Origin of the sequence: Pseudohaemophilus parahaemolyticus (genome assembly GCF_938021905.1) — a bacterium.
GTDB classification, from domain to species: Bacteria; Pseudomonadota; Gammaproteobacteria; order Enterobacterales; family Pasteurellaceae; genus Haemophilus_A; species Haemophilus_A parahaemolyticus_B.
Window position 1 is genome coordinate 1 of sequence record NZ_CALIFA010000064.1, and the last position, 18,591, is coordinate 18,591.

The 18,591-nt window shown below is 41.8% G+C and carries 17 protein-coding genes and 2 tRNA genes; 2 read left to right on the forward strand and 17 right to left on the reverse strand.

What is annotated here, in order from left to right:
• Nucleotides 1-95: 95 nt before the first annotated feature.
• Nucleotides 96-171 (reverse strand) — tRNA-His (locus QMF79_RS06165).
• A gap of 31 nt (nucleotides 172-202) precedes the next feature.
• Nucleotides 203-279, reverse strand: a tRNA-Arg gene (locus QMF79_RS06170).
• A gap of 272 nt (nucleotides 280-551) precedes the next feature.
• On the opposite strand from QMF79_RS06170, the gene glnA reads away from it, so the two are divergent.
• A complete protein-coding gene (glnA, locus tag QMF79_RS06175; protein WP_119222242.1) occupies nucleotides 552-1,979 on the forward strand; it encodes a type I glutamate--ammonia ligase in 1,428 nt (475 codons plus the stop codon).
• Between the two features lie 100 nt (nucleotides 1,980-2,079).
• Here the strand turns inward: glnA and QMF79_RS06180 are convergent, their stop codons facing one another.
• From QMF79_RS06180 to murJ, 3 genes are all read right to left on the reverse strand, one after another.
• Nucleotides 2,080-2,475, reverse strand: a complete 396-nt coding sequence (locus tag QMF79_RS06180) for a YbaN family protein (RefSeq protein ID WP_281773140.1) — start codon at nucleotides 2,473-2,475, stop codon at nucleotides 2,080-2,082.
• A gap of 115 nt (nucleotides 2,476-2,590) precedes the next feature.
• Entirely contained in the window at nucleotides 2,591-3,589 is a 999-nt protein-coding gene (locus QMF79_RS06185; protein ID WP_281773141.1) for a 2-hydroxyacid dehydrogenase, read from the reverse strand.
• A 105-nt stretch (nucleotides 3,590-3,694) separates the two neighbouring features.
• Complete coding sequence (gene murJ / locus QMF79_RS06190) at nucleotides 3,695-5,263, reverse strand: murein biosynthesis integral membrane protein MurJ (RefSeq protein ID WP_281773142.1); 1,569 nt, start codon at nucleotides 5,261-5,263, stop codon at nucleotides 3,695-3,697.
• A gap of 285 nt (nucleotides 5,264-5,548) precedes the next feature.
• Here murJ and rpsT point away from each other — a divergent pair, with 285 nt between their 5' ends.
• Nucleotides 5,549-5,812, forward strand: a complete 264-nt coding sequence (gene rpsT, locus QMF79_RS06195) for a 30S ribosomal protein S20 (RefSeq protein ID WP_281773143.1) — start codon at nucleotides 5,549-5,551, stop codon at nucleotides 5,810-5,812.
• A 152-nt stretch (nucleotides 5,813-5,964) separates the two neighbouring features.
• Here the strand turns inward: rpsT and QMF79_RS06200 are convergent, their stop codons facing one another.
• From QMF79_RS06200 to QMF79_RS06255, 12 genes are all read right to left on the reverse strand, one after another.
• Nucleotides 5,965-6,669, reverse strand: coding sequence for an SIMPL domain-containing protein (locus QMF79_RS06200; protein ID WP_281773144.1), 705 nt, complete (start codon nucleotides 6,667-6,669; stop codon nucleotides 5,965-5,967).
• An 83-nt stretch (nucleotides 6,670-6,752) separates the two neighbouring features.
• Nucleotides 6,753-8,351, reverse strand: a complete 1,599-nt coding sequence (locus QMF79_RS06205; RefSeq protein ID WP_345739943.1) for a ShlB/FhaC/HecB family hemolysin secretion/activation protein — start codon at nucleotides 8,349-8,351, stop codon at nucleotides 6,753-6,755.
• Nucleotides 8,352-8,426: 75 nt separating this feature from the next.
• Entirely contained in the window at nucleotides 8,427-10,298 is a 1,872-nt protein-coding gene (rpoD, locus tag QMF79_RS06210; protein WP_281773146.1) for an RNA polymerase sigma factor RpoD, read from the reverse strand.
• A gap of 123 nt (nucleotides 10,299-10,421) precedes the next feature.
• Nucleotides 10,422-10,841 (reverse strand): phosphate-starvation-inducible protein PsiE, encoded by a 420-nt coding sequence (gene psiE, locus QMF79_RS06215; RefSeq protein ID WP_111313369.1) that lies wholly within the window; start codon nucleotides 10,839-10,841, stop codon nucleotides 10,422-10,424.
• Between the two features lie 190 nt (nucleotides 10,842-11,031).
• Nucleotides 11,032-12,612: a peptide chain release factor 3 gene (gene prfC, locus QMF79_RS06220; protein WP_040218238.1), complete on the reverse strand. Its 1,581-nt coding sequence runs from the start codon at nucleotides 12,610-12,612 to the stop codon at nucleotides 11,032-11,034.
• Nucleotides 12,613-12,701: 89 nt separating this feature from the next.
• Complete coding sequence (locus tag QMF79_RS06225) at nucleotides 12,702-13,904, reverse strand: aromatic amino acid transporter (protein ID WP_281773147.1); 1,203 nt, start codon at nucleotides 13,902-13,904, stop codon at nucleotides 12,702-12,704.
• Between the two features lie 104 nt (nucleotides 13,905-14,008).
• Entirely contained in the window at nucleotides 14,009-14,791 is a 783-nt protein-coding gene (locus tag QMF79_RS06230; protein WP_040218236.1) for a glycosyltransferase, read from the reverse strand.
• 5 nt (nucleotides 14,792-14,796) lie between these two features.
• Nucleotides 14,797-15,234: a type II 3-dehydroquinate dehydratase gene (gene aroQ / locus QMF79_RS06235; RefSeq protein ID WP_281773148.1), complete on the reverse strand. Its 438-nt coding sequence runs from the start codon at nucleotides 15,232-15,234 to the stop codon at nucleotides 14,797-14,799.
• Nucleotides 15,235-16,242 (reverse strand): biotin synthase BioB, encoded by a 1,008-nt coding sequence (gene bioB / locus QMF79_RS06240; protein ID WP_281773149.1) that lies wholly within the window; start codon nucleotides 16,240-16,242, stop codon nucleotides 15,235-15,237.
• A gap of 126 nt (nucleotides 16,243-16,368) precedes the next feature.
• On the reverse strand, nucleotides 16,369-17,193 hold the full coding sequence (gene dapD / locus QMF79_RS06245) for a 2,3,4,5-tetrahydropyridine-2,6-dicarboxylate N-succinyltransferase (protein WP_281773150.1): 825 nt from the start codon (nucleotides 17,191-17,193) through the stop codon (nucleotides 16,369-16,371).
• A gap of 94 nt (nucleotides 17,194-17,287) precedes the next feature.
• Nucleotides 17,288-17,722 (reverse strand): D-aminoacyl-tRNA deacylase, encoded by a 435-nt coding sequence (dtd, locus tag QMF79_RS06250; RefSeq protein ID WP_281773151.1) that lies wholly within the window; start codon nucleotides 17,720-17,722, stop codon nucleotides 17,288-17,290.
• Nucleotides 17,719-18,549, reverse strand: coding sequence for a virulence factor BrkB family protein (locus QMF79_RS06255; RefSeq protein WP_281773152.1), 831 nt, complete (start codon nucleotides 18,547-18,549; stop codon nucleotides 17,719-17,721). The genes dtd and QMF79_RS06255 overlap by 4 nt, the downstream gene beginning before the upstream one ends.
• Between the last annotated feature and the right edge of the window lie 42 nt (nucleotides 18,550-18,591).

Here is an 18,591-nt window from a genome sequence, read left to right on the forward strand (position 1 = left end):
GCGAGATAGGATTTGAACCTACGACCCACTGGTCCCAAACCAGTTGCGCTACCAAGCTGCGCTACTCGCCGTCAGATTTCTCAACAATGAGAAGATGGGGTGGCTAATGGGATTCGAACCCACGACAACTGGAATCACAATCCAGGGCTCTACCAACTGAGCTATAGCCACCATTGATTAGTTGTTCATCGCATTGACTTTCTGGCGCGCTCGACAAGATTCGAACTTGCGACCTTTGGCTCCGGAGGCCAACGCTCTATCCAACTGAGCTACGAACGCGTTGTTTTGATTAGTGCGTCGCAACGGAGGCGTATATTATAGATTTAGACTCCCCTTGTCTAGCACTTTTTAAAAAAATTTTAATATTTTCATTCATTTGTTTTTATTTCATACAAATTGCGTGATAATTATCTTTTTATTGCATAAATTCTAACATCACTCATCGCATTAAAGGAAATTTTCTGCTTTTCTTAATGAAAATCTCACTATTTAGTGAAGAGAAATGTTATTATCTGCTTTATTTCACGTTGTGTATTTAATGAGGAAGCCAAATGTCAAACACTAATGCAATCGCAAACGTTGCAAAAATGATTCGTGAAAACGAAATCAAGTTCGTTTTATTACGATTTACCGATATTAAGGGCAAGGAACACGGTGTTTCTTTACCTGTAAGCCTTGTCGCTGACGACCTTGAAGATCTTTTCGAAGAAGGCAAGATGTTCGATGGTTCATCGGTTGAAGGCTGGAAGGCAATTAACAAAGCAGATATGCTGTTAATGCCAATCCCTGAAACTGCTGTTGTTGACCCATTCGCTCAAATCCCTACCCTCTCTCTCCGCTGTAGCATCTACGACCCTAACACAATGCAAAGCTACGACCGCGACCCGCGCTCTATCGCAATTCGTGCGGAAAACTTTTTAAAATCCACAGGGATCGCAGATAGCGTAATGTTCGGCCCAGAACCCGAATTCTTCTTATTTGATGATGTGCGTTTCTCAACCGATCCGCAAAATGTCTCTTATCATATTGATGATGTTGAAGCGATGTGGAACACCAACCGCAAATATGAAAATGGTAACAACGCTTTCCGTCCATTGAAAAAAGGTGGCTACTGTGCCGTTGCGCCAATCGATACGGCACACGATATTCGTTCAGAAATGTGCTTAATTATGGAAGAGATGGGCTTAGTGATCGAAGCACACCATCACGAAGTGGCAACCGCAGGTCAAAATGAAATTGCGACCCGTTTCAACAGCTTAACTTTAAAAGCAGACGAAACCCAAATCTATAAATATGTAGTGCAAAACGTAGCTCTTGAACACGGCAAAACCGCGTGCTTTATGCCAAAACCATTCGCAGGCGATAACGGCTCAGGTATGCACTGTAATATGTCGTTAAGCAAAGATGGCAAAAACGTGTTCATGGGCGACAAATACGCAGGCTTATCTGAAACAGCACTTTACTACATCGGCGGTATCATCAAACACGCTAAAGCGTTGAATGCGTTTACCAACCCATCAACCAACTCATACAAACGCTTAGTACCCGGCTTTGAAGCCCCTGTGTTATTAGCTTACTCGGCAAGTAACCGCTCGGCATCTATCCGTATTCCTGCGGTAACTAGCCCGAAAGCAACTCGCGTAGAAGCACGTTTCCCAGATCCATTAGCAAACCCATACTTGTGTTTTGCAGCATTGTTAATGGCAGGTCTTGACGGTGTAATCAACAAAATCCACCCAGGCGATGCCATGGATAAAAACCTCTACGATTTACCGCCAGAAGAGTTAAAAGAAATTCCTGCGGTAGCTAGTTCGTTAGGTGAAGCGTTAGATGCGTTAGCGGCAGATTTCGACTTCTTAACCCAAGGTGGCGTATTCAGCAAAGAATTTATCGAAGCCTACATCGGCATTCGTCGTAAAGAAGTAGAACGTTTAAATATGACTCCACACCCAGTGGAATTTGAGATGTACTACGCTTAATTCTTTTACAAAATGACAAGCAAAATTAACCGCTTGTATAACGAGACGCCCGTTTATGTTCACACATAGACGGGCGTTCTTTTATTTATTTTTCAAGCGGTCAATTTTCTATACTTTCTTGCAAATTAGGCATATCTTCATCCAACGTCTTAATATAGAAAAAGAACACCAGATATTTCACCACCAACGCACATAAAATAATACTCTTAATGACCCACGATGAGCTAATAAAAAACGTAATGCCCATCGCCGTTGTGCCGATCATCAGAATCCGCATCTTCGCCTTTTTAGTCAATGCACGTTGCTCATTAAACTCTTTCAAATGATTCTGATAAATCTTGGTGCCGATAAACCAATTATGCAAACGCTCAGAACTACGCGTAAAGCAGAACAAAGCGCTCAGCAAGAAAACCGTGCCTGGTAAGCCTGGTAAAATAATACCTGCAATGCCGATGCCGAGAAAAATAAAACCCAAAAGTGCGTAAAGAATTTTCATAGAAAAAGTTAATAATGCGTTAAAAATAGGCACTATTATCTATAAATAAAAATGATTTGCAACAAATAGCTTATTGCAAATCATCTTGAAAATACTATCGCTTGTATAGCTAAAATCAGGCTTTTACCGCATTCACACATTCGCCGTTATTAGCAATGTCTAAAATATTCGACAGTGTCACTTCTGAAATATTCACTAACGCCTCTTCTGTTAAAAACGCTTGATGCCCTGTAAACAACACATTGTGGCAAGAAGAGAGACGGCGGAACACATCATCGGTAATCACATCGTTGGATTTATCTTCGAAGAACAACTCGCGCTCGTTTTCGTAAACATCCATACCCAACGCCCCAATTTTTTGGCGTTTTAAGGCTTCAATCGCCGCTTGGCTATCAATCAAACCACCACGACTCGTATTGATAATCATCACACCATCTTTCATTTTATTAAATGCCGTTTCATTCAGCATATAGTGATTTTCTGCAGTCGCTGGGCAATGCAAAGTAATCACATCAGAATGAGCATAAAGCTTGTCTAACGACACATATTTGCCTCCTAACTCGTCTACAATCGGGTTATGAAACGGGTCGAAAGCCAGAATATTCATCCCAAAACCTTTCAAAATTCGCATCATAGCAATCCCAATTTTACCCGTGCCAATTACGCCCGCCGTTTTACCGTGCATATTAAATCCCGTCAAACCTTCCAATGAGAAATTTGCATCACGTGTGCGTTGATAAGCCTTGTGAATACGGCGGTTTAAAGTCAGCATCAAACCCACAGCATGCTCGGCAATCGCCTCTGGCGAATAAGCAGGTACACGCACCACCTGAATGCCAAGCTCTTCCGCAGCTTGTAAATCCACGTTATTAAACCCTGCACAACGCAAAGCAATGGTTTTAATCCCTAACTTCGCTAATTTTTCCAATACAGGACGGCTCGCATCATCGTTCACAAAAATACACACTGCATCTGCTCCTTCTGCCATTTTTGCGGTTTTACGATCGAGCATAAAATCGAAAAACTCCAACTCAAATGCTGAGCCAAATTTCTCGTTTGCAACGGTTAAATATTTGCGGTCGTAATTTTTAGTGCTATACACAGCAACTTTCATTTCTCATCCTTAGGCATCAAAAATGCCACACAATTTAGCAAATTCTGTGGTAATTTTAACCGCCTGTTGTATTTAGTTCAATCAATGAAAGAAATCGAAAAAGAATCAACTTCGAAAATCCCACTTACGAATGCCTAAAATAAAGAGCATTGCGAAATAACTAATTACAGCAAGCACAATCAACCAGCCAAGCCAATAGGCTTTCATAAGCGTACTCATTTCAAACCATTCCTCTAAATGTGGCGAGAAATAATTGACTAGCCCACCCATCACAAGTGCAGCAATCGCCACTTTTAGGATAAAGAAAATCGTTTTGCGAGAAATGTGATAAATCCCTTGTTTCGACAGTTGGCGATAAAGTAAAGAGGCATTCACCGCAGCAGATAATGCTGATGCCATTGCCAACCCCAAGTAGCCAAACGGAATCGCAAGTAAGCCAAAACATATATTACAAGCGGTCGCAATTAAGCCAATTTTTACCGGTGTTTTGGTGTTTTGATTAGCATAAAAACCATTCGCCAAAATGCTAATTAGCATATAGCTGTTCAGCCCTAAACACATAATCCAGAGCGAATGACTCGAAGCAATTACATCTGAAAGCCCAAATTTGCCACGCATAAAAAGCGTCATCATCATCGGTTGGGCAAGCGTGGCAATACCAATCATTGCAGGAATACCAAGCAATAATACCATTCTGACCCCCCAGTCCATTGTGGTTTGGAATTGGGCTTGGCGTGCAGTTTCATTCAGTGCTTTCTGCTTAGCAATTTTAGACAACGTTGGGAGCACCACAGTAGAAATTGCAATGCCAAAAATACCGAGTGGGAATTCGATCAAACGGTCGGAATAATAAAGCCACGTGATTGAGCCAGTCACCAAAAAGCTGGCAATCACTTGATTTAATAAGAGGTTGATTTGGGTTACTGATACACCAAAAAGAGCAGGTAGCATCAGCATACGCACTTTTTTCACGCCCTCATCATTCCACGCCCATTGCGGTTTCACTAGTAAGCCCGCTTTTTTCATAAATGGAATTTGAAATAAGAATTGCAGCAAACCGCCTAAAAAAATCCCCCATGCAAGGGCAATATCTGGTCGCCCAAAATAACCTGCACCGAAAATAGCCATCGCAATAATCGCTACATTCAGCAACACAGGCGAAAATGCCATCACCCCGAATTTACCAATCGTGTTTAGCACTGCACCAGAAAGGGCAACGAAAGTGATAAACCATAAATAAGGAAAGGTGATTTTCAACAATAGCGAGGCCTGGGTAAATTTTTCCGCATCAGCCCCACCATTAAGCCAATCCATAAACCAGCCTGTACCGAAAAGTGCAGCTACAACAGGCGAGCCAATCATTGCCAATAATGTCACGGCAGACACTACCAACCCCAACGACCCCGACACTTTCGCCACAAATTCACGGGTTTTGTTCAAGTCGTTATCAGAATTATATTCCGCTAAAACGGGCACAAATGCCTTAGAAAAAGCCCCTTCAGCGAATAAACGACGCAGAAAATTAGGAATGCGATTGGCAAAAAGAAAGACATCTGACATCGCCCCCGCCCCGAGTACACTTGCCACGATCATATCGCGAATTAAGCCCAACACGCGGGAAATGAGGGTTAACCCACTGACTAACACACCTGATTTTAGAAGTTTTTTGCTCATAGTATTCTCAAGTTAAAAGAGGATCCCCTCTTTAGCAAAGAGGGGGTTGCTTGTTTGATATAGGCTATACCACACGATCACAAAAATTGATCGGAATTTTATCAGTTTTTTTATAGGAAAATCAGAAAAAAACTGATAAAATCTCGCCCTATCGTTTTCTTAAACAGAAAAACGGTGTTATTTTCAAGCACGTGTCTCGTTGAAAATGAATTAAAAACTATCGATAGCAACATAAACCACGTTTTATGTTTATTTATTTAACACAGATATCTTAGGAGTTTGACCTTGGCTAATATCAAGTCAGCAAAAAAACGTGCGGTTCAATCTGAAAAACGCCGCCAACACAACGCAAGCCAACGCTCAATGATGCGTACATTCATCAAAAAAGTATATGCAGCAGTAGCAACAGGTGATAAAGAAGCAGCTCAAGCCGCTTTCTTTGAAATGCAAAAAGTAGTGGATCGTATGGCATCTAAAGGCTTAATCCACGCAAATAAAGCAGCAAACCACAAAGCGAAATTATCTGCACGTATCAAAGCGTTAGCATAATTTGCAAAACTAAAAAGAAAACCGACCGCTTGGTCGGTTTTTTTATATCGACTACACCCTATACAGCTTATGGCATAATAAAATATCACTTGTATTTTATAATGACAATCCTAATAATTTTTTTAATATTCTCATCTTGGCTTTAAATATTATTATTCAAATTTCACTTTGCCTGATGCTGTCGCAGAAATGATCTCTTTACCTGCCTCTAATGGCATCTCTTCTGAGTAATTTGCTGATTTAGCCATTGCCATCATTGGACGAACACCATAATAAGTTCCTTCACTATTAAGCGTATTTAATTGTACATCCACAAGTTGATAGCCTTTTGCATTCAAGCCTTTTTGTACAACCTCAGCTTTGTGTTTGAATCGTTTAATTACTTCTAACGTTAATTCATCTTCTAATACCTTCATCGTTTCGGGCGAGACACTAAAGCGAATATCATTAATCGCGACTTGGTTACTCAAACCTTCTAACACTTTTTCAATAGATGAAAAGTTTTTACTTTTCAGATTAATATAACCCTCTGCAATCCAGCCATCCACTTTACCTTTTTCGTTGTAATTCACTCGATTTGAAATCCCATCCACTTTTACCTCAATTTCAGGATATTGCTTTACGGCTGCAAGCACTTTGTTTAAATTAACAGAGACTTCGTTTTTAAGATTAACTAACGATTTACCTGACTTACGACTATAAAGGCTCACGTCCATTAAATCTTTTTCCACCGTTCTACTCGCTTCTGCAGAAAATTGGAACATAGTCGCTTGATTCACATCGGTTAAAACTTCAGCTGAAGTAGCAAGACTTGCCCCTACAAGCGGTAGAATAATAAAAAGTTTTTTCAGATTCATCTTCATTCTCCTATTTCTTAGCATATTAACGAGTTCTCATCTAATAAATGACTGCCATTAGCAAAATATCTCATGACCGTTCCTTAAAATTGATAAGAAATATTTCCTAGTAACAATCGCTCTTGTTTTACACCATCAGTTTTAGAAAATAATCGTCCAGTTGCCCATTCAAGGTTAGCTTGAAAGGTTTTCTGCTCCCAATTCAACCCAACAGCATAAGCAAAGGCTTGTTCTCGCTGTACATTCGTTTGTATGGATTTTTGTACGCCAAAATCAATCCCAACGTAGGGAGAAAATGTGCCGAATTCAGTTGCTCTTACCCAAGCAATATCGTTGTGTAAAACAATATTTTTCTCTGCCGATAAACTCAAATCATTTAAGCCTCTCACTCTATTTCGTCCCGTTAAATCTTCTTGTTTAATCGAAGGCAAATAATCGTAGCTATATTGTGATGTGAGCTGATGAGAATGGCGAAAAAGTTGTTCACCAATCGGTTGATAGCGGTTAAATTTCAGCTCAAAATTCCAACGACTAAAACGATCTTCTGGCTGATTTTCGCCTTTATTTCGCCCCTGTTCATAGCGGAAATCAATAACAAAAGTGGCATTTTCAAACAGTTGCAAATGATTGAACCCAATAGAAATATTACTTAATTTAGGGCTTTGAAGGTCTAAAATCACATCATCTAGTCGGTTTTTGCTGTTAATTTTCTCAACCTGCGTTGAAAATGTTGAAATATGGTTAGAACCACGATGGAAAACATAATCTGCAGTTAATCCCGTTTGGAGAGTTCGTCCTTTTTGCTGCAGGCTTAATGTTTGAAGTGAGAGTGGCGTTTTAAACTGAGAAACGGATGCAAAGCCACTGAATGTCCAATAACCATAAGGTAAAGAATAATAGAGCAATGCAGAGCGGCTAAATTGGTGGTGGGATTTTAATGTATGCGTACCACTTAGATAGAGCATATCCGATAAGCCAAAAGGATTCCCAATGCTAACTGAAAAACGTGCCTGCCAACGATCATAGGCTCTTGACGCATAATTATCTAATCCAATTGAACCATTGATACGGGAAGTCGGTTCGTTCGTAAATTTCAGTTTAACTTCGCCATTTTTAGCTGGCAAAACGTCGACAGACACATGGTTTCCCGTGATACGATTCGCTTGATCAAGTGCTTGGTCGAGATCTTGCACTTTCAGCGGTTTACCTATCGCATTTGGCAAGATTTGTCCAAGATTAAACCGCTTATTATCGCTTTCCACAACAACAATTTTGCCCTCAAATACATGCAGGGTTAAAACGCCTGATTGATCGTCTTCAAACTGAAAAGGATTATGAATGTAACCTTTTTCCACGTAGGCTTGAGTCAGTTGTTGGCTCAGCTGATTAAGACGAGCTTCATTCAAACATTCACCCGATTTAGGCAAAAAAGGCGTTGGATCAATCAGTGTTATGCCTTTAAATTTCACACCTTGATAATCTAAACAAATTTGCGAGAAATCGCTATTTTCAACCGCTTGCGAAGTAGATTGGAATTGATGTTGTTCTAACCAGCGTTGTTGCTTTTGGATCTGTAGTTCTGCAAGTTCTTGTTTAGATTGTTGGAGGGATTGGGTAATATCATCAGCCAAAACATTTGATGAAAAAAGAGTAAGAAGAAAGGAAAAAGCAAGTTTATTCATAGCAGCGATGAAATAAAAAAATAAGCGGTCAATTCTTCGCAAGATTTTGCAAAAAATTGACCGCTTGAAAAAAGATTAATCGTCTAAGAAACTACGTAACGTTTCAGAGCGACTTGGGTGGCGTAATTTACGCAACGCCTTCGCTTCGATCTGACGAATACGCTCACGGGTTACATCGAATTGTTTACCCACTTCTTCGAGCGTGTGGTCAGTGTTCATATCAATCCCGAAACGCATACGTAATACTTTTGCTTCGCGCGGGGTTAAGCCTTCCAATACTTCATTGGTTGCAATACGTAGGCTTTCTGCCGTTGCGGAATCTAAAGGCAATTCAAGGCTTTCGTCTTGAATGAAATCACCTAAATGCGAATCGTCGTCATCACCGATTGGCGTTTCCATTGAAATTGGCTCTTTAGCAATTTTCAACACCTTACGGATTTTATCCTCAGGCATATTCATACGCTCAGCAAGTTCTTCTGGTGTCGCTTCGCGTCCCATTTCTTGTAAGCATTGACGAGAAATACGGTTAAGTTTGTTAATTGTCTCAATCATATGCACTGGGATACGAATCGTACGTGCTTGGTCTGCAATTGAGCGAGTAATCGCCTGACGAATCCACCAAGTTGCATAGGTTGAGAATTTGTAACCGCGACGGTATTCAAATTTATCTACCGCTTTCATCAAGCCAATGTTCCCTTCTTGGATTAAATCCAAGAATTGTAAACCACGGTTAGTGTATTTTTTCGCAATAGAGATCACCAAACGTAAGTTTGCTTCCACCATCTCTTTTTTCGCACGACGTGCTTTTAATTCACCGTTGGCAATACGTCCACCAATTTCACGAATTTGGGCAATGGTCAAACCAGAATTTTGTTCTAAATTCTGCAAGTTCACGATATTTATACGAATTTTCTCAACATAATTCGCTAATTTCGGCACACCACCACGTTTTGCATTGATGGCTTTTTCCATCCACGCTTCGCTGGTTTCATTACCTTGGAAGTTTTTGAGGAAGTCCGCTTTCTTCATTCCCGCATATTCCACCGCATAGCGTTGGATTTGACGTTCTTCCGCACGCACTTGTTTCATCAATTTCTGCATCGTTTCCACAAGTAAATCGAATTGTTTCGGTACTAAACGGAATTCACGGAAAATATCAGACAACGCATTGATTTGTTCACGTGCTTTTGCGTGTGTACGACCATGTTTACGAATGGCTAATAACGCTTTTTCGTGCTGTTCTTTAAGAGCAGTAAATTTTTCACGAGCAAGCTCTGGATCGATTGAGTTATCATCGCCAGAATCTGCATTACTGCTGTCGCCATCATCCTCTTCTTCCTCATCTTCAACATCGTCTACATCTGGATGCGCATCGTCATCAAGATGAATAGAATCATCATCTACAGGATCTTCTTCTTGAGCATTTGGATCAACAAAAGCGGTTATTAAATCCACTAAACGCATATTGCCTGCTTCTACTTCATCATAACAAGCTAATACGCCTTCAAGGGCTTCAGGATACTCTGCTACCGCACATTGAACTTCATTAATGCCTTCTTCAATGCGCTTTGAAATCTGAATTTCATCTTCACGGGTAAGTAATTCAACAGTTCCCATTTCTCGCATATACATACGCACAGGATCAGTAGTTCTTCCTAATTCCGACTCCACCGTAGAAAGCACTTTCGTTGCTTCTTCTACCACATCTTCATCGGTAATATTTTCGGCAAGCATTAACTCATCAGTATCAGGGGCTGTTTCTAATACCTTAATCCCCATATCCGTGATCATTTGAATAATATCTTCGATTTGCTCTGCATCAACCAATTCTTCAGGCAGGTGGTCGTGCACTTCAGACAGAATCAAATAACCCTGTTCACGACCTTGAGCAATCAGAAGCTCGATTTGAGATTGTTGTTCTAATTGTTGATCTACGTGTTGTTCCATAATGATTTCCGTTTTTTTCGAGCAGGCAAAAATAGTGGTGGATTATACCATTTTTTTGAGCTGTTTTGTCAAAATAGGGCTGTTATATCGGCTTTTTTGTTGTGGTTTTCAAGTAAAAAGCGATTAAATATTTTTCACTTTATCCGAATATAAAATCAAACAAAGTGCAATAACCATCAATAAAATCGCACCTGCAAAGAGAATCGTGCTGGTTGCACTTTCGTGATCCACAATAATTAACCGCACCATTGCAGTAATTCCCGTATAAATAAAATAACGTAACGGAAAATGATAGCCACTGCGGAAATATTGAGAAATTAGTCCTAAGAACCCGAAATAGAGGAAAAAGTTAAGAATTTTCTCAGCTAAAGTATTCGTCACAATTGCATCTGGGCTGAGTACCATCAAAAATAAGCTATAACTGATTTTTGCTAAAGCAATAATTAATACAACGGTTAAACTAAGAACAAAGCCAATTAAAATGGTTTTCAGTAATTTCGGCATTACACCTGAAAGATGGGTGGCAAGGTTGTGTGTGGTCATAAAAATCGATGAATGGAAAAAAACAATCATTCCTCTCGCCCGCTTGCGGGAGAGGGAGGAAAAAACCAAAAAATTTTCGGAGTGAGAGGGAAAATTTGCGAATTATAGAAGAAAATAAACCGCTTTCCCCTCTCTGGCTTCGGATTCTAAACGAATCCGACGCCTGTCTCAAACATAAATAGCGTTATTTTTAATGTTCTCGCGTTTTAAAGAACTCTACATCAGGATAACGCTCTTGAGCCAAGTTCAAATTCACCATTGTTGGGGCAATATAAGTGAGGTTATCACCACCATCTAAGGCTAAATTCTGCTCGTTTTTACGTTTGAACTCTTCAAATTTTTTTGCGTCCGAACATTCCACCCAGCGTGCAGTTGCCACGTTCACATTTTCGTAAATCGCTTCTACGTTGTACTCAGTTTTGAGGCGTGAAACCACCACATCGAACTGAAGTACTCCCACCGCACCCACGATTAAATCGTTGTTCATCAGTGGACGGAACACTTGCACCGCACCTTCTTCAGAAAGTTGTACCAAGCCTTTTAACAATTGTTTTTGCTTAAGTGGATCTTTCAAACGAATACGGCGGAATAATTCAGGGGCAAAGTTTGGAATACCCGTAAATTTCAAGGTTTCGCCTTGGGTGAAGGTATCACCAATTTGGATCGTACCGTGGTTGTGTAAGCCGATAATATCGCCCGCATAAGCTTCTTCAGCGTGGGCACGGTCGCCCGCCATAAAAGTAAGTGCATCTGAAATCACTACATCTTTACCAATACGGACGTGTTTGAGCTTCATTCCTTTTTCGTATTTGCCTGAAACTACACGCATAAAGGCAACGCGGTCGCGGTGTTTCGGATCCATATTCGCTTGGATTTTAAACACAAAGCCACTGAATTTCTCTTCCGAGCTTTCTACTGTGCGAGTATCTGCTTGGCGTGGCTGTGGTTTTGGTGCCCATTCGGTTAAGCCATCTAAGAAGTGATCCACCCCGAAGTTACCGAGAGCCGTTCCAAAGAACACTGGAGTAAGTTCGCCATTGATGAAGGCTTCGTGGTCGAATTCGTTGCTTGCACCTTGAACTAATTCTAGCTCATCACGCAATTGTTGGGCTAAATCATCACCCACTGCCGCATCTAATTCTGGGTTATCCAAGCCTTTGACAATACGCACTTCTTGAATGATCGAGCCTTGCCCTGATTGATACAAATAGGTTTCATCTTTGGCGATATGATAAACCCCCTTGAACAATTTTCCACAACCGATAGGCCAAGTGATTGGTGCACAGCGAATTTTCAACACGCTTTCCACTTCGTCCAACAATTCCATAGGGTCGCGAATATCACGGTCGAGTTTGTTCATAAAAGTGATGATTGGTGTATCGCGTAAGCGGGTAACTTCCATCAATTTAATAGTACGTTCCTCAACACCCTTCGCCGAGTCGATGACCATCAAGCAACTATCCACCGCCGTTAAAGTGCGGTAAGTATCTTCCGAGAAATCCTCGTGTCCTGGGGTGTCAAGGAGATTCACCAAACAGTCGTTATATGGGAATTGCATCACAGAGGTAGTGATAGAAATCCCACGTTGTTTTTCCATCTCCATCCAGTCGGATTTTGCATGAGCGGTTGAGCCTTTTCCCTTCACCGAACCTGCAGTTTGAATTGCGTTTCCGTATAAAAGTACTTTTTCGGTAATGGTGGTTTTACCCGCATCGGGGTGGGAAATAATCGCAAAGGTTCTGCGTTTATTCACTTCTTGAGGATAGGTCATAATCTTCTCTTATTCGTTCAAATTGTGTTAAAAAATGGGCGTATTATCCTTGAAAATGGCATACTTTGCAAAAGCAAACACATACAATGTTATCCTTTAAACATTGGTAAGCGATCCGCCATTGCCAACAAGTGGAAAATCGCAGTGCAAACACCAAAAATAAAGACTAAAAAAACGACCGCTTGATTGCCTTTTTTCGTTTTGTAAGCCAACCAAGCAGGAATAATGCACGTCCAAAGTGTTGCAATTGCCCCTGCATAACCAATTGCTTTTAAAAATCCGAGCGGTGAAATGAGCGAGAAAATCAGCGGTGGTAAAAAGGTAACCGCCCAAGATTTGCTTCTTCCCACTTTATCATCAGCAAAACCAAAGAAATCCGCTAAGAAATCGAAGGTACCAAGCCCAACGCCGATAAATGAAGATAAAATCGCCGCAATCGAAAAAGCGTGCAAGGTTTGCGAAATTTGCCCAACTTCGATCTGCTCGCCAATGTGTTGCAACAGCACGCCTAAATCGCCATTACTTGCTAAAATTGGGGCGAAATTCTCACGCGGTAATACGCCAAAAATGCTGATGACCCAGAGCAAATAAAGTACCAGTGCAATAAAAGTCCCCCCCATAATCGCCCATTTTGCCTTACGTTCCTCACCATAATAAGCACGCATTGAAGAAACTGAGTGATGATAGCCAAACGAAGTTAATGCAATCGGCAACACCGCAAGACTATATTTGGCATATCCTCCACTCTCGTTCGATAAATCCCACAATGTGTTCAAGTCGATATGGCTAATCAGCCCTGAAATGCTCAAGCAGAATGAAATCGCCATAAAGGCAATCAGCACCACTGAGATACGATCAACTAGGCGAGTAGAATGCCAAACGAAAAAGGAGAAAATCGCAACGAAAATCACCGACCAAATTCGACCGCTTGCATCACCCAAATCAAGGTAAGGCTTGGCTAAATTCTGTAGAATCTCACCTGAAGCGGTGATGTAGGCATAAAGTAAAATACCGCCCACAAAATAAACGGCAAGATTGTTGATAATGTTAATATGCTTGCCTAGCACTGCTTGGGTTACGGTGTTAAAAGAGGCACGAATGGGGTGGTCTTGATACACTTCTAACAATAGCCAGCCAGAGAGTGTCATCGTGATCATCGTAAACGTAATAGCCGCGAGCGTCCAGCCAGTCCAAGCCCCTGCTCCCGACATTGGCAAGCCCAACATTCCAGCACCCACGCACACACCCGTGATAATACTCGCACCACCTAAAAGAGAGGGTTGTTTTTTCACACAAAGTCCTAAAAGTTTAAATCACAAAAATACAAGCGGTCGTTTTTGCAAAAAATTTGCGAAAAACGACCGCTTAAAAGGTCAAAATCGGGGCTATTCTACACCTATTTCAATAGTTCCTCATTCTTTTTGTAATTCCACTTACTACGCGGCTTGTCGATATATTGGAAATGCTCGTTGGTGAATGTGCCTTGTGTGCAAGTGATTTTATCACGGCGAGTGTTCACGATTTGATTCCCAATCGCAGCATTTAAGGTGTCGGGTCCTGTCATCACAAATACACCACCATCAATGCGACGGTTTTCGATATTATCCACAATGCGATCGAGCGTCGCTTTCATGATCGGATGTCCTGCTTCGCACGCAAGAAAGAAGTTGGTATATTTATCACGGCGTTTAATCAGCACTTCGCTGTCGTTTTCGCGGATGATTTGCGAAAGTGGGAAAACCAAATGCCCGTCGATGTCGATGTAAATCCCACCTTCACGCCATAGGGTAAAGACACGCCAAAAATCCGCTTGGGCAGCACCATCGGTCAGTTGGCTGTAAGCCTCAAACACACGCGGCTCTGCGTGGGTTTTCAGATATTCTTCGCGTTCTTCAGTGCTGACATACCGATAATCGTAGCTCAACGACATCAAGCGATTGAAGAGATAGTTGCAATACATCGGCAACGTGACTTTGTTGGAATAGTTTGTTTGCCAAATGGTGCGGTTGATTTTATCCTTGCGATTTGAGCTGAGTTTTGCAGGGCTAAATTCAGGAATCGTAAAGCGTTTTTTCGGAAAAAGGGCGTGAAATGGGTAACCCAAAATTTTGACAATATTGCCAAGCAAACGCGATAGCCCGTTGCATAGCACGATGAGTTTCTCGTATTTAATGCTCATTTTTCTTATTTTTCCAGTTGAGAAATCGCAAAATCAAGAGCGTAATCATACCCTTTTGCACCTAAACCACAAATCACACCTTTGGCAAGATCACTTAAATAAGAGTGATGGCGAAAAGGTTCGCGGGCGTGGACGTTGGAGAGATGCACTTCCACAAAAGGAATAGCGACCGCCAACAATGCATCGCGTAAGGCAACACTGGTGTGGGTAAATGCTGCAGGGTTGATGATAATAAAATCCACGTTGCCAAAGGCTTGATGAATACGGTTAAGCAACGGCTCTTCGCCATTGGCTTGGAAATAATCAAGCTGGTAGCCCCGCTTTTGAGCTTCAGTTTGAAGGTGCGTTTCAATATCTGCAAGGGTTTGTGAGCCGTAAATCTGAGGCTCGCGTTTACCAAGCATATTCAGGTTTGGGCCATTTAATAAAAGGATTTTTTTCATTTAATTTTCTGCCTCATACGCCAACGGATACAAGTTCAATTTTTCCATTAACAAGCGGTCGCCATCTTCTTCTGGGTTTTCGGTGGTGAGCAATTTGTCACCGTAGAAAATCGAGTTCGCGCCCGCCATAAAGCAAAGGGCTTGCATTGATTCTGGCATATTGCTTCTGCCTGCAGAAAGGCGAACGTAGCTGTTTGGCATTGTAATACGTGCAACAGCGATGGTGCGAACAAACTCAGTCCAGTCCAAATCTTCCGCATTTTCCAGCGGTGTGCCTGCCACTTTCACTAATTGGTTAATCGGCACGCTTTCAGGCTGCGGGTCGAGGTTCGCAAGGCTAGCGATTAAGCCTGCACGTTCAGCACGGGTTTCGTTCATTCCCACAATGCCCCCGCAGCAGATTTTCAAGCCTGCATGACGCACCTTGCCGAGTGTGTCCATTCGGTCATCATGAGAACGGGTGTGGATAATTTTATTGTAGCGTTCTGGATCAGTATCGAGGTTATGATTGTAGTAATCCAAGCCCGCGTCTTTTAAATCTTCCGCCATTCCCTCTTCCAACATACCGAAAGTACCACAGGTTTCTAAACCAAGAGATTTCACTGCATGAATGATGTTTGAGACGGTTTCAATATCTTTCGGTTTCGGTCCTCGCCACGCTGCTCCCATACAGAAACGGCTTGCACCACGGGATTTGGCGATTTTGGCTTTTTCAACAATATATTCCACGTCAAGCATCGTTTGCTTTTCCACACCTGTGTCGTAACGAGCGGACTGCGGGCAGTATTCGCAATCTTCCGCACAGCCACCTGTTTTGATGGAAAGCAAAGTAGAAAGTTGAATGGCATTAGGGTTGAAATGTTCACGGTGAACGCTTGCCGCTCGGAAGACTAAATCCATAAAAGGTAAATCGAAAAGTTCTTCAACTTGGCATTTTCGCCAGTATTGGGCGGTGGGGTGAGGGGTAAGTTCGTTTTTAGCTTTTAAGCGTAGATTGTAGGTGGTCATAGTGCCTCCAATGTTGCACTAGAATAGGGGTGTGATTTGAAAAACCCACGCACGTTTTGCCTTTTCTTATGAAAATAGACCGCTTACGTGCGTGAACCAAGGGTTCACACTCCCTATATTTAAAAATTATTCTTCAATCGTACGAAGTAATTCGTTGATGCCCACTTTACCTAAAGTTTTTGCATCTACTTTTTTCACAATTACTGCACAGTAAAGGCTGTATTTACCACATTTTGATGGTAGGCTACCAGACACTACCACAGAACCAGCTGGTACACGACCGTAGTGAATTTCGCCTGTTTCGCGGTCATAAATACGGGTTGATTGACCGATGAATACGCCCATTGAGATTACACAGCCGTCTTCTACGATCACACCTTCAACCACTTCAGAACGTGCACCGATAAAGCAGTTGTCGCCGATGATGGTTGGGTTTGCTTGTAATGGCTCTAATACGCCACCGATGCCCACGCCGCCTGATAAGTGAACGTTTTTACCGATTTGTGCACAAGAACCTACGGTTGCCCAAGTGTCCACCATTGTGCCTTCGCCAACGTAAGCACCGATGTTCACATAAGATGGCATTAACACACAGTTTTTAGAAATGTATGCCCCTTTACGCACGGTTGCAGAAGGCACGACACGGAAGCCTTCTTGTGCGAAGCGTTCTTCTGTGTAATCTGCAAATTTTAAGCCCACTTTGTCGTAGTATTTGGTTTCTGCACCGTCAATGATTTGGTTGTCGTTAATACGGAATGAAAGTAAAACCGCTTTTTTTAACCATTGATGCGTAACCCATTCGCCGTCAATTTTTTCCGCCACGCGGTAAGTGCCGTTGTCTAACCCTTCGATCACCTCTTCAATTGCTGTGCGTGTTGCTGCATCCACAGTTTTTGGAGTGATTTCTGCACGACGTTCGAATGCCGCTTCAATAATTGCTTGTAAAGACATTGTTGTGTTCCTTGTAAATAAAATTGTTAAAAATTTAACGAAAAAAGCTCCCTAGTTTTAACATAGAAAGGCGTTTTTTTCCACAAATAAATCGCTAAACCTGCAACCAAAAAGTCACTGGTCCGTCATTTTGTAATGAGACTTGCATATCTGCCGCAAATTGCCCTGTTTGGGTGTGAATTTTTTTCGCTGCTTGCTGATGGAAGTAAGTGTAAAGCTCGTTCGCCACTTGCGGGCTTCCGCCTTTGGAAAAACTTGGGCGTAAGCCTTTTTGGGTGTCGGCAGCCAGCGTGAACTGTGAAACCACTAGCAGGCTTCCGCCCGCTTGCTGCACGTTAAAATTCATTTTGCCTTGTTCATCGGAAAAGATGCGGTAATTCAGCACTTTCTCCAATAAGCGATCAGATTTTTCTTGCGTATCGCCTTGTTCTACACCTAATAGCACCAACAACCCATGGGCAATTTCGCCTATCGTTTGGTTTTCTACTTCCACTTTTGCCCATTTCACTCGCTGAATTAACGCAATCATAAAGTTAACTCTCCTTTTTGAATCAACTCAACATCTTTTAACACAGCGGCAAATTGCCCACCAAAGAGTACCACCTGCCAGCTTAGATGAATCCACAATAAAGTAATTGGCAGGGTTGCCAATGCACCATAAATCGCTTGATAAGAAGGGAAAGTAGTAATGTACCAAATAAAAACCTGTTTACCGAGCGTAAAGAAAATCCCTGCTAATAACGCCCCAATCAAGGCATGATGCCATTTTACCTTGGTATTCGGCACCAACCAATAAATCAAGCTAAATAGCAGCCACGTGAGCAAAAACGGCACATAATTTAGCAGATAATTGCTGAGCGAAAACACCTCCAAATCGCTAAACATTCGCAGAGACATAATATAAGAGCTAATCGCAATACTCATCCCAGTGAGGAGCGGTGCGAACACCAGTAACAAGGCGTAGAGCAAAAATGAGAGCAAAATTGACCGCTTACGGGTTTCGTGCCACAAACTGTTAAGTGCTTTATCGATGTTATGGATCAACATCAACGCAACAACAACCAAACCGAGCGTGCTGACGATCCCCATTTTGCGGGAATTCGCGACAAAACTTTCCAAATATTCTTGCACTAAATCGCCTGCACTTGGGGCGAAATTATCGTAAATGAGTGCTTTAATTTGCCCCGTAGCTTCCTCAAAAAACGGAAAAATGGTAAACACGGAGAAAATCACCATAATCAATGGCACAGTAGCAAGCATTGTGTTGTAGGTCAAATAGCCTGCAGTGACCGGAATTTGGTTTTGCCCTATTCGCTTGAAAAAAACACGAAAGAAAAGCCTAATGTAGGGTTTCATTTTTAAATAAAAGTCCTTTTATCAAAATCACAGAAGCTCCCA

Coding starts and splice junctions, on each gene's coding strand:
- prfC (WP_040218238.1), bottom strand. CDS start 12,612: ATGACCTATCCTCAAGAAGTGAATAAACGCAGAACCTTTGCGATTATT.
- QMF79_RS06180 (WP_281773140.1), bottom strand. CDS start 2,475: ATGAAAATTCTTTACGCACTTTTGGGTTTTATTTTTCTCGGCATCGGC.
- psiE (WP_111313369.1), bottom strand. CDS start 10,841: ATGACCACACACAACCTTGCCACCCATCTTTCAGGTGTAATGCCGAAA.
- bioB (WP_281773149.1), bottom strand. CDS start 16,242: ATGACCACCTACAATCTACGCTTAAAAGCTAAAAACGAACTTACCCCT.
- glnA (WP_119222242.1), top strand. CDS start 552: ATGTCAAACACTAATGCAATCGCAAACGTTGCAAAAATGATTCGTGAA.
- QMF79_RS06200 (WP_281773144.1), bottom strand. CDS start 6,669: ATGAATCTGAAAAAACTTTTTATTATTCTACCGCTTGTAGGGGCAAGT.
- dtd (WP_281773151.1), bottom strand. CDS start 17,722: ATGATTGCGTTAATTCAGCGAGTGAAATGGGCAAAAGTGGAAGTAGAA.
- QMF79_RS06255 (WP_281773152.1), bottom strand. CDS start 18,549: ATGAAACCCTACATTAGGCTTTTCTTTCGTGTTTTTTTCAAGCGAATA.
- QMF79_RS06230 (WP_040218236.1), bottom strand. CDS start 14,791: ATGAGCATTAAATACGAGAAACTCATCGTGCTATGCAACGGGCTATCG.
- aroQ (WP_281773148.1), bottom strand. CDS start 15,234: ATGAAAAAAATCCTTTTATTAAATGGCCCAAACCTGAATATGCTTGGT.
- rpoD (WP_281773146.1), bottom strand. CDS start 10,298: ATGGAACAACACGTAGATCAACAATTAGAACAACAATCTCAAATCGAG.
- QMF79_RS06205 (WP_345739943.1), bottom strand. CDS start 8,351: ATGAATAAACTTGCTTTTTCCTTTCTTCTTACTCTTTTTTCATCAAAT.
- murJ (WP_281773142.1), bottom strand. CDS start 5,263: ATGAGCAAAAAACTTCTAAAATCAGGTGTGTTAGTCAGTGGGTTAACC.
- dapD (WP_281773150.1), bottom strand. CDS start 17,193: ATGTCTTTACAAGCAATTATTGAAGCGGCATTCGAACGTCGTGCAGAA.
- QMF79_RS06185 (WP_281773141.1), bottom strand. CDS start 3,589: ATGAAAGTTGCTGTGTATAGCACTAAAAATTACGACCGCAAATATTTA.